Source organism: Mesorhizobium sp. AD1-1, from assembly GCF_020164655.1.
Lineage (GTDB): Bacteria > Pseudomonadota > Alphaproteobacteria > Rhizobiales > Rhizobiaceae > Mesorhizobium > Mesorhizobium ciceri.
In genome coordinates this window covers 41,901-51,622 of sequence record NZ_JAIUGP010000026.1, presented here as the reverse complement: position 1 = coordinate 51,622, position 9,722 = coordinate 41,901, and the positions used below count along the sequence as shown (strand labels likewise).

Annotated in this window: 11 protein-coding genes; 3 read left to right on the top strand and 8 right to left on the bottom strand. The window is 63.0% G+C overall.

Going from position 1 to position 9,722, the window contains the following annotated elements; all coding sequences use genetic code 11:
• Positions 1-47 precede the first annotated feature (47 nt).
• Entirely contained in the window at positions 48-218 is a 171-nt protein-coding gene (locus LB519_RS30465) for a hypothetical protein (RefSeq protein WP_013531212.1), read from the bottom strand.
• 51 nt (positions 219-269) lie between these two features.
• Entirely contained in the window at positions 270-1,055 is a 786-nt protein-coding gene (locus LB519_RS30460; protein WP_013531213.1) for a TSUP family transporter, read from the bottom strand.
• 147 nt (positions 1,056-1,202) lie between these two features.
• Between LB519_RS30460 and LB519_RS30455 the strand changes: the two genes are divergently transcribed.
• Positions 1,203-1,634: a TerB family tellurite resistance protein gene (locus LB519_RS30455; protein ID WP_224621885.1), complete on the top strand. Its 432-nt coding sequence runs from the start codon at positions 1,203-1,205 to the stop codon at positions 1,632-1,634.
• Positions 1,635-1,655: 21 nt separating this feature from the next.
• Here the strand turns inward: LB519_RS30455 and LB519_RS30450 are convergent, their stop codons facing one another.
• From LB519_RS30450 to LB519_RS30430, 5 genes are all read right to left on the bottom strand, one after another.
• Positions 1,656-3,278, bottom strand: coding sequence for an ABC transporter ATP-binding protein (locus LB519_RS30450; RefSeq protein WP_224621884.1), 1,623 nt, complete (start codon positions 3,276-3,278; stop codon positions 1,656-1,658).
• Entirely contained in the window at positions 3,275-4,144 is an 870-nt protein-coding gene (locus LB519_RS30445) for an ABC transporter permease (RefSeq protein ID WP_224621883.1), read from the bottom strand. The genes LB519_RS30450 and LB519_RS30445 overlap by 4 nt, the downstream gene beginning before the upstream one ends.
• Positions 4,141-5,088: an ABC transporter permease gene (locus tag LB519_RS30440; RefSeq protein WP_224621882.1), complete on the bottom strand. Its 948-nt coding sequence runs from the start codon at positions 5,086-5,088 to the stop codon at positions 4,141-4,143. Before LB519_RS30440 ends, LB519_RS30445 begins: the two co-directional genes overlap by 4 nt.
• A 13-nt stretch (positions 5,089-5,101) precedes the next feature.
• Complete coding sequence (locus LB519_RS30435; RefSeq protein WP_224621881.1) at positions 5,102-6,580, bottom strand: ABC transporter substrate-binding protein; 1,479 nt, start codon at positions 6,578-6,580, stop codon at positions 5,102-5,104.
• A 161-nt stretch (positions 6,581-6,741) separates the two neighbouring features.
• Positions 6,742-8,022 carry an acetylornithine deacetylase/succinyl-diaminopimelate desuccinylase family protein gene (locus LB519_RS30430; RefSeq protein ID WP_224621880.1) on the bottom strand — a complete coding sequence of 427 codons (1,281 nt, stop codon included), beginning with the start codon at positions 8,020-8,022 and terminating at the stop codon, positions 6,742-6,744.
• An 8-nt stretch (positions 8,023-8,030) separates the two neighbouring features.
• Here LB519_RS30430 and LB519_RS30425 point away from each other — a divergent pair, with 8 nt between their 5' ends.
• Positions 8,031-8,237, top strand: a complete 207-nt coding sequence (locus tag LB519_RS30425; protein WP_127224121.1) for a hypothetical protein — start codon at positions 8,031-8,033, stop codon at positions 8,235-8,237.
• 4 nt (positions 8,238-8,241) lie between these two features.
• Complete coding sequence (locus tag LB519_RS30420; protein WP_013531220.1) at positions 8,242-8,670, top strand: L,D-transpeptidase; 429 nt, start codon at positions 8,242-8,244, stop codon at positions 8,668-8,670.
• A gap of 60 nt (positions 8,671-8,730) precedes the next feature.
• Here LB519_RS30420 and LB519_RS30415 read toward each other — a convergent pair whose 3' ends face one another.
• Positions 8,731-9,720, bottom strand: coding sequence for a lipid A biosynthesis lauroyl acyltransferase (locus tag LB519_RS30415; RefSeq protein ID WP_224621879.1), 990 nt, complete (start codon positions 9,718-9,720; stop codon positions 8,731-8,733).
• Positions 9,721-9,722: the final 2 nt, after the last annotated feature.

Below are 9,722 nucleotides of genomic sequence, written 5' to 3'. Positions count from 1 at the left end.
CGGGGTTTTGGGCGGGCCGCTCCTCGTCCCCACTTCAAGGGAAATGGTCAGGCGCCGCGCATCAAGCAGCCGCCGGCAAGCACGATGAAAGCAATAAGCACGATCCACACCGATGCGAGTGGAATGAATGAGAGAACGCCAAGCGCGGCGAGAACGCCGATGATGGCGATAACAACGGAGATGATAAAAACGATCTGGGTAGGTGCGCTAAGATTCATGTCTGCCTCTCCAACATGATTCGAACAGCGGCATCCTATCAGGGCGCGGGATCACACACCAATCAAGGCCCGCAGCGGGTTCGCCGGGTCAGCCAGCAACTTCACAGCAAGCGCCAGGCATACGATCACCAGCAGCGGCTTGATCAGTCTTGCGCCGATGCGCATGGCCAGGCTGGCGCCGACGCGAGCGCCGAGGAACTGGGCGACGCCCATCATCAGACCGATCTTCCAGTAGACGACGCCGAAGGCCGCGAAGACGATGAAGCCGCCGATGTTGGAGGCGAAGTTGAGCAATTTGGTATGCGCCGTCGCCTTGAGCACGCCGTAGCCGGCAAGTGCCACGAAGGCCAGCATGTAAAAGGAGCCGGCGCCTGGCCCGAACAGGCCATCGTAGAAGCCGATGGCGGGCACCAAGGTCAATCCAAACAGGAACGGCGACAGGCGCTCGGCGCGGTCGACATCGTTCATGTTGGGCTTGAACGCGAAGTAGAGCGCGATGGCGATCAGCACGATGGGCAGGGCAGCCCGCAGTATGTCACCCGGCACGATCGTCGCCAGCAAGGCGCCGATGGCGCTGCCGACAAGGGCCAGAAGCGCCGACGGCAATTGCCGGCGCAGGTCGACATGACCCTTCGACGCGTAGTGGATGGTCGCCGAGCCCGAGCCGAACATGCCTTGCAGTTTGTTGGTGGCGAGCGCCTGGACCGGCGTGAAGCCGGCAAGCAGCAGCGCCGGCACTGTGATCAGCCCGCCGCCGCCGGCGATCGAATCGACAAAGCCCGCGGCAAAAGCGGCGAAAGCGAGCATGGCGACGGTCTGGATGCTAAGGTCGATCATCTGATGTATGAGGGTGTCCGGCTGGCTGAAATATCGGGCGTTCGACCACGGCCGCCCTGTTTGCGCAAGATCGATTCCGCGCTACCTCTATCCTAGCGCATCGCGCCTGGATTGTGTTTGTGTAGTTAACCCGGAAAGAGGCTCCTGATGGCATTCGCATTGCTGGACCAGATACGTCAGATATTCGACGGCGACCCCGGCGTGCGCAAGGTGGCGGACGATCCGGTCCTATCGGCGGAACTGCTGATGCTGTTTCGCATGATCCTGGCCGACGGGTCGGTCAGCGAGAGCGAAATGGTTGCCTTCCGGCGCATCTGCAAGGATGCCTTCGGCATTCCGGAAAGCAGCATCGACAGCGTCATCGAATATCTCAACGAGTTCGGCTACGAGACCAATGGCTCGCAGGCGATTGCACTGTTCCGCGATCTCGACGTCGAGCGGCGCCGGCAATTGGCCAAACATATGGCGGAGATCGCCAAGGCGGATTCGCAACTGGCCGAGAGCGAGATCCGCCTGCTGCGCCGCACGCTCGACCTGCTCGATATCAGTCCGGTCGATGTGGTCAGGACGCAGGAGTGATCGGGCCGCCTTCTCTCCTGATCAGCCTTGCTCCCGCAGCCGCTCCGCGATCGCCCGGTGCAAGTCAGGGGCGGCGGTGACAAGCGCCTTGGCAGCCTCGGACTGCGGGTGGTCGAGCACTTCGCTCGTCTTGCCGCGCTCGACGATCTTGCCGTCATGCATGACCAGCACCTCGTCCGTGATGGCGCGGGCCACGGTCAGGTCGTGGGTGATGAAGAGGTAGGCGATGCCGAGCTTCTGGTTGAGCTCTGCGAACAGATCGAGGATCTGGGCGCGGATCGAGACATCGAGCGCCGAGACCGGCTCGTCGGCAACGACCAGCTTGGGGCGGGTGATGATGGCGCGGGCGATCGACAGGCGCTGGCGCTGGCCGCCGGAAAATTCATGGGGGTATTTGTCCATGTCGCTGATGCCGAGGCCGACTTCGTGCAGGGCATGCGCCACCATCTCGCGGCACTCGGCGCGCGTCGGCTTTTTCTCCAGCACATGCAGGGGTTCGGCAACCAGCTTTTCCACCTTCTGGCGCGGGTCGAAGGAGCCATAGGGATCTTGAAAAACGACCTGCATATCGCGTCGCGCCGGCTTTAACTCGGCTTCGCTCTTGCCGGTTATGGTCCCGCCGCGGAACGAGATTGAGCCCGATGTCGGCCGATCCAGCGCCAGGATCATGCGGGCGAGCGTCGACTTGCCGCAGCCGGAGCGACCAACCAGTGCCACTGACTGACTCGGCGCCATCGACAGCGAGACGTCGTCGACGGCGCGGATACCAGGCGCGCGCTTGAACAGCGAAGTGCGCCGGCCGGGATAGTCGCGGGTCACGCCCTCGACCTGAAGCAAAGGGCGGCCCGTCTCGATGCCATGCGGCCTGGCGCGCGCCGGCACATGCATCGAGGCCTGCGCCAACTGGCGCGTGTAGGGGTGGAGCTGTTCGGATAGCGTGCGTGCGGTGTCGCCGGCTTCCATCACCTCGCCGCGGCGCAGGATGGTGATGCGGTCAGCCATCTCGGTCACCACGGCGAGGTCATGCGAGATCAGCAGCAGGCCCATGCGGCTCTCCGCGACGATGTCGCGCAACAGATCAAGGATTTGTGCCTGCAGCACCACGTCGAGCGCCGTCGTCGGTTCGTCGGCGATCAGCAGCTTCGGCTTCAGCGCACAGGCGATGGCGATGACGACGCGCTGGCGCTGGCCGCCCGACAGTTCGTGCGGATAGCGCGACAGCGGGAATTTCGCTTCGGGCAAGCCGACACGGTCGAGCATTTTTCGCGCCCGGTCTTCGGCCTCGGCGCGGCTGGCCCTGGTGTGCCAGCGTATGCCTTCGGCAACCTGTTCGCCGATGGTCTTGACCGGATTGAGCGCCGTCATCGGCTCCTGGAACACCATGCCGATGTCGTCGCCGCGCAGCGCGCACATCTGGTCCTCGGTTGCTGCCAGGATGTCGATGCCGTCGAATGTGACACGTCCGCTGGCGCGCGCGGCATGGGGCAGAAGCTGCATCACCGTCAGCGCTGTCATCGATTTGCCGGAACCGGATTCGCCGACCAGCCCCATCACCTCACCGGGCGCGACGGAAAGCTCCACACCCTTGAGGATCTGCGTGTCGCCGATGGTCAGCGACAGGTTCTCGATGTCGAGCAGGCTCATCGCTGCCGCCGCGATTTCGGATCGAGGATGTCGGCGATGCCGTCGCCCAGGAGGTTCAGCCCCAGCACGGCGACAACGATCGCCATGCCCGGAAAGATCGCCATCCATGGCGCCACCACCATGCGGGTCTGCGCGTCGAACAGCATGCGGCCCCAGCTCGGCATTGGCGGTTGCGCACCCAGGCCGAGATAGGAAAGCCCGGCCTCGGCCAGGATGCCCAGAGCGAACTGGATGGTGCCTTGCACCAGAAGCAGCGTGGCGATGTTGGGCAGCACATGTTCGATTGTGATCTGCGTGCTGCTCTTGCCGGCGGCGCGTGCGGCGAGAATGAACTCGCGCGGCCAGATCGCCAGCGCGCCGGCCCGGGCGACGCGCGCAAAGACCGGGATGTTGAAGATGCCGATGGCGATGATGGCGTTGACGGCGCCCGGCCCGAAGATGGCGGTGATCATGATCGCCGACAGCAAAGCCGGGAAGGCGAAGACGAGGTCGTTCAGCCGCATCAGCGCCTCGTCGACGAGGCCGCCGCGTGCCGCGGCAAAGGCGCCGAGCGGCACGCCGACCCCCATGCCGATGCCGACCGCGACCAGCGCCACGGCAATCGAATTGCGGGCGCCGACCATGACCATAGACAGGATGTCGCGGCCGAAATGGTCGGTGCCGAACCAGTGCGCCAGCGAGGGCGCTTGCGTCTTATCCGATATCACCAGTTTCGTGACGTCATAGGGCGTCCAGGGATAGGAGACGACAGCCATTGCCAGGATCAGCAGGGTGATGGCGAAACCGGCAACGAAGGCGGTATTCCCGAACGCCTTGCCCAGGATGCTGCCGAACGTCTCTTCTGATATGTCGATGTGCAGTGTCATTGCCGGCTTCTCAGGCGCGGATCGACGACCGCATAGGAAAGGTCGACCAGCAGATTGACGGCGATGACGGCGGCGACCAGCAGCATGACGACGCTTTCGACGACGATCAGGTCGCGCTGGGTGATGGCCTGGAACACCAGCCGGCCGAGGCCGGGCAGATAGAAAACATTCTCGATGATGATGGTGCCGGCAAGCAGGAAGGCGAACTGCAGGCCCAGAATGGTCAGCACCGGAATCATGGCGTTGCGCAGCGCGTGCCGCCACAGCACAGCTCGGTAGGGCAGACCCTTGGCGCGGGCGGTACGGATATAGTCCTCGTTCAGCACCTCGATCAGCGCCGAGCGGGTGACGCGCGCCAGAATCGCGGCTTGCGGCAAGGCAAGCGCCAACGCCGGCAGCAGCAGCGACTTCAAGGCTGGCCAGACGCCGGCACTCCAGCCGGGAAAGCCGCCAGCAGGAACCAGCCGCAGCCAGACGGCGAAGACATAGATCAGCATCAGCGCGAACCAGAAATTGGGCACGGCGACGCCAAGCTGTGCGGCGCCCATGGAAATCGTATCACCGGCGCGTCCGCGCCGGCTGGCGGAAAACAGGCCGACGGGAATCGCGATGACGGTGGAGAGCGCAAGCGCAATCAGCGCCAGCGGCAGCGAGACGGCCAGCCGCTCGCGCACCAGATCGATGACCGGCACCGAATAGGTGTAGGAGCGGCCGAAATCGAGGCTGAGCAGGCCGCCCGCCCAGTGCAGATAGCGCCAAGCCAGCGGCGCGTTGAGGCCCATCTGGTTGCGCAGCAACTCGACCTGGTCGGCACTGGCATTCATGCCCAGCATTAGCCGCGCCGGATCGCCGGGCAGGATCTCCAGGACGGCGAACACCACCATGGAAGCCAGCACCAGCGTGGCGATGGCGATGGCGAGGCGTTTTAGGAGGTAGGCGGTCATGGAAGGTGGGGGATCATTCGCTCCACTTCACCTTGGTCAAATCATTGGCCTGGATCGGGGCGTTTTCCCACAGCCCTTGCAACCTGGCGTCCCAGACGCCGATCTTCGGCAATTCATAGAGGAAGCCGACCACCGCATCGTCGGCCAGGATCTTCTGCGCTTGCCCCAGCAATTCCTTGCGCTTGGCTTCGTCGGAGGTGACGCCGAGATCGGCAATCACCTTGTCGAAGGCCGGGTTGTCGTAGTTGAAGTAATAGTCTTTGCGCGAATAGATATCGATGTCGTTGGGCTCGGTGTGGGAGACGATCGTCAGGTCGTAATCCTTCTTAGTGAATACCTGGTCCAGCCACTGTGCCCATTCGACCGGAATGATTTCCAGATCGATGCCAACGTCGCGAAGCTGCGAGGCGATGATTTCGCCACCGAGACGGGCATAGGTGGGCGGCGGCAGTTTCAGCGTCGCCTTGAAGCCGTTCTCGAGGCCTGCCTCTTTCAGCAATTCCTTGGCCTTGGCGACATCATGCGGGTAGCGGCCGGTGAGGTCGACATAGTCCTTGTTGGCCGGCGACATATGCGAGCCGATCGGCTGGCCGAGGCCGGCCGAGGCGCCGTCGATGATGGCCTTGCGGTCGAGCGCGTAAGAGATCGCCTGCCTCACCTGCAGCTTGTCGAAAGGCGGCTTCTTGTTGTTGATCGACAGGATGGTCTCACCCTCGGTCGCGCCGATCACCACCTTGAAGCGCGGGTCGTCCTTGACCTGGGCGACGCTGTCGGCATCGAAGAACGGGAAAGCCTGGATGTCGCCCGAGAGCAGCGCCGGCACATAGGCCGCGGCATCCGGCACGATGCGAAACTCGGCCTTGTCGAGCGACGCCGGTGTGCCCCAGTAATTGTCCGATTTGACCAGCGTGATCGACGATCCCTTGGCCCAGCTCTGGAACTTAAACGGGCCGGTGCCGATCGGTTTTTCCTTGTTGGTGTCGGCAGATTCCGGCGCCACGATCACCGCGTCGCCCCAGCCCATATTGTAGAGGAACGAGCCCTGCGGGTTCTTCAGCGTGACCTTGACGGTTGCCGGATCGACGACGTCGACCTTGTCGATGGCGGCGAACAGGCCCTTTTGTGCGTTGACGGAGTTGTCGGCTCGCGCCCGGTCGAGCGAGAATTTCACGTCGGCGGCATCGAAGTCGGTGCCGTCATGGAATTTCACGCCGGTGTGCAGCTTGAAGGTGTAGACCTTGCCGTCATCGGAAATGGTCCAGCTTTCGGCCAGATCCGGCAGCACCTCGCCATTCGGCCCGATGCGCGTCAGGCCTTCGAACACATTGGCATAGAGAACCTCGTCGATCGCTGCGGCGGCACCGGCGGTCGGATCGAGATGCGGGGGTTCGAGCGGAATGCCGATGACCAGGTCGGTTCGCGCGGCGAACGCAGAGGTGCCGGCGGCCAGTGACAGCACCGCGGCCGCCAGAATGGTTTTCCACAATTTCATCGTGCAACTCCCCATGCGTTCAGACACGTGCTCGAACCCGAGCGATAGAAGCGTGATTTCGCCACGGAGTAAATTGCGTTTCGTTCTGCCCCTTGGCGTGGCCGGGAATGTTTTTGTCCTGGCGACCGCATCGGCAGTCGAAGCTTGTCGCGGTGCACACCTTATCCCGTGGCTGTGCCGCGCAGCAGCACGTTGAGCCCTATCGCCATCACCTTGGCCGATTCCACCATGTCCGATATGCCGACCCATTCGTCCGGCCGGTGGGCGAGGTCGAGAATGCCAGGCCCATAAGCGATGCAATCATAGATATGGCCGATGCGAGCTATGTGCTTCTGGTCATAGGTGCCGGGCGAAATGACATAATCGGGTTCGCGGTCGAAGATCGCCATGATGCCTTGCGCAACCGCCTTGACCACCGGCGCGTCGCGCTCGGTCATCAGCGGCAGCACTTCCATCAGGTCGCGGATTTCATAGTCGAATTTTGTCCGCTCGCGTTTCAACCGGTCGAGAATGCCGGTCACTTCACCTTTGACGGTGTCGAGATCCTCCTCGAGCAGGAAACGGCGGTCGATGGTCATCCGGCAGGAGTCGGGCACGTTGGGCGACGGCAGGCCGGGCCGGAAATCCTCGGTCTGGCCGCCATGGATCGAGTTGATGTTCATGGTCGAGCGTTTTGCTCCTTCGGGCACGACCGGCATGCGCGTCATCTTGCGGTCGAGCGCGGGAAACAGTTCGTCCTCGAAAGCCCGCAGCACGGCGCCCATGTGGCGCACCGCATTGTCGCCGAGAAACGGCATCGAGCCGTGCGCGATCTCGCCCTTGGTCTCGATCTCCGCCCACCAGACGCCACGATGGCCGAGGCAGATGCGGTCCTTGTTCAGCGGCTCGGGAATGATGACATGGTCGACCCTGGGTTTTGAGAAATAGCCGAGCCTGGCCAGATGCGCGACGCCGCCGAAGCCGCCGGATTCCTCGTCGACGGTGCCGGATATTTCGATGGCGCCGGGAAAATCAGGGAAGACTTCCAGGAAGGCCTCGGCTGCGATGATAGAGGCGGCAAGACCGCCCTTCATGTCGCAGGCGCCGCGGCCATAGACCCTGCCGTCCCTGACGATGCCGGCGAAGGGATCGACGGTCCAGCCATCGCCGGCTTCGACCACGTCGATATGCGAGTTGAAGTGGACGCAGGCGCCTGATGATCTCCCGTCGAAACGGGCAACGACATTGACGCGCGGGTAGCGGTCGGTGTCGCCGGGCGTGCCTTCGGCGCGGATGAACTCGGTCTCGAAACCGCTCTTCTTCAGCCGCGCGCCGAGATATTCGGCGCATGGCCGGTAGGCCTCGCCGGGTGGATTGATAGTCGGAAAACGGATCAGTTCGGCGGTCAGCGCGACGACGTCGTCGCGCCTGTCATCGATTGCCTGGAGGAGTCGCTGGTTCATGCGCAGAGTTGAGCAGCGATCCCAGCGGTTTTGCAAGCCCGCCGGCGATCAAGCCGGTGCGGCGTGTCGTTGCGGCAACTATTGCGGGAAATCGTTCAAATTCGCTGCTTTGGATTGGCGAATTGGTCAAGGTGTGCGTGTTAGCCCGTGCATCTGCCATTAAAAAGATGAAAAACAATCAGGCAGGCAGGTTAGGGGCAATCAAAGGGGTTTGATCGCATGAAAAAGACAGTTCTCATGGCAACCATGTTTGTTGCGATGCTGTTCGGTGCTTCGGGGCAGGGCTGGGCAGCCAGCCTCGTTGCAAATATAGACGTGTCGTCGCAGACGATGACCGTCAGATATGGCGCGTCGGTTTACCGGTGGAGTGTCTCCACCGCCCGCACCGGCTATTTCACGCCGCGCGGCACCTATCGGCCGCAGCGCACGGCCAGGATGTGGTATTCGCGCAAATACCATATGTCGCCGATGCCCTATTCGGTGTTCTTCCATGGCGGCTATGCCATCCATGGAACCGGCGCCGTCAGGCAGCTCGGCCGGCCGGCGTCGCATGGCTGCGTGAGGCTGCACACGGCCAATGCCGCCACGTTCTATTCGATGGTGCGGGAAGTGGGTTTCGGCAACACGCGCATTGTCGTCACCAACTAAGGCGGTTCAGGTTCGCTGTTGTCTGCTGGCGCTGGGCTAACCCCATGCCAGCAGCTCTGCCTAAGCGTTTGGGACCGCCTTTGCCTGCGGTCGCTTTCGACGCCCGCCGCTGATCTCCCACCTTTTGTGGAACCACATCCACTGGCCGGGATCTTCTCGCACCCAGCGTTCGACGACGTCGTTGAGACGCTGGGTGGTGGCGCGGACATCGACGCTGCCGTCAGGGGTGCGCGGCAAGGTCAACTTGTCCTCGATTTCGAGCCGGAAGCGGTTGCCCGGCAGTCTGACGCAGCGCGCCGGATAGACGTCGCAGTCGTAGTGGCGGGCAAGGGTGGCCAGCACGCGATTGCTCTGGCAGGGACGGCCGAAGAATGTCGTCTCCAGTCCATTGGAGAATTTCTGGTCGACAAGGATGCCGATGTTGCCGCCGTTCTCCAGAACCCCGGCCAGGGCGAATGACGCGCCCGCCATGGATGGCAGCAACGAGCCCATGGTCGAGCGGCGCGTCGAGAGGATGTAGTCGGCGAGATAGGGATTGTTAGGCGGGCGAAACAGCGCAGTGATGTTCATGCCGAAAGTCGCGGCCGCCACCGGCAGCAATTCGAAATTGCCGAGATGGCCGGTAAAGACGATATGCGGCTTCTCTTCGCTGGCTATTTCGACGAAGTGGTCAGCTCCCTTGACCTCGACGCGGCCGGGCTCGCTGGCCGCGGGGTCGTAGTCGAAGAGGGCGTCGAGAAAAATGTATTCCGCGGCCAAGCGGGCCATGTTGCCCCACATGTCGGAGGCGATCGCTTGGATTTCGGCTTCGCTCTTTTCCGGATAGGCCTTGCGCAGATTGTCGACGGCGACCTGATGGCGTCCCACCCGGGGGCCGACCAGGCGTGCGACGCGGTCGGCGAAATTCAGCGCACTGTCGGCCGGCAGCAGGCGCAGGACCGAGATGACCATCATCGCTGCCCGCGCCACCAGCCAGTAATTGAGCTGGCGCAGTTGCCTGCCGTAACGAAATTTGAGGTCCCGGCGGAACTTCTTGAATACAGAGGTCAAGG

Coding starts and splice junctions, on each gene's coding strand:
- LB519_RS30460 (WP_013531213.1), bottom strand. CDS start 1,055: ATGATCGACCTTAGCATCCAGACCGTCGCCATGCTCGCTTTCGCCGCT.
- LB519_RS30455 (WP_224621885.1), top strand. CDS start 1,203: ATGGCATTCGCATTGCTGGACCAGATACGTCAGATATTCGACGGCGAC.
- LB519_RS30445 (WP_224621883.1), bottom strand. CDS start 4,144: ATGACACTGCACATCGACATATCAGAAGAGACGTTCGGCAGCATCCTG.
- LB519_RS30430 (WP_224621880.1), bottom strand. CDS start 8,022: ATGAACCAGCGACTCCTCCAGGCAATCGATGACAGGCGCGACGACGTC.
- LB519_RS30465 (WP_013531212.1), bottom strand. CDS start 218: ATGAATCTTAGCGCACCTACCCAGATCGTTTTTATCATCTCCGTTGTT.
- LB519_RS30450 (WP_224621884.1), bottom strand. CDS start 3,278: ATGAGCCTGCTCGACATCGAGAACCTGTCGCTGACCATCGGCGACACG.
- LB519_RS30440 (WP_224621882.1), bottom strand. CDS start 5,088: ATGACCGCCTACCTCCTAAAACGCCTCGCCATCGCCATCGCCACGCTG.
- LB519_RS30435 (WP_224621881.1), bottom strand. CDS start 6,580: ATGAAATTGTGGAAAACCATTCTGGCGGCCGCGGTGCTGTCACTGGCC.
- LB519_RS30420 (WP_013531220.1), top strand. CDS start 8,242: ATGAAAAAGACAGTTCTCATGGCAACCATGTTTGTTGCGATGCTGTTC.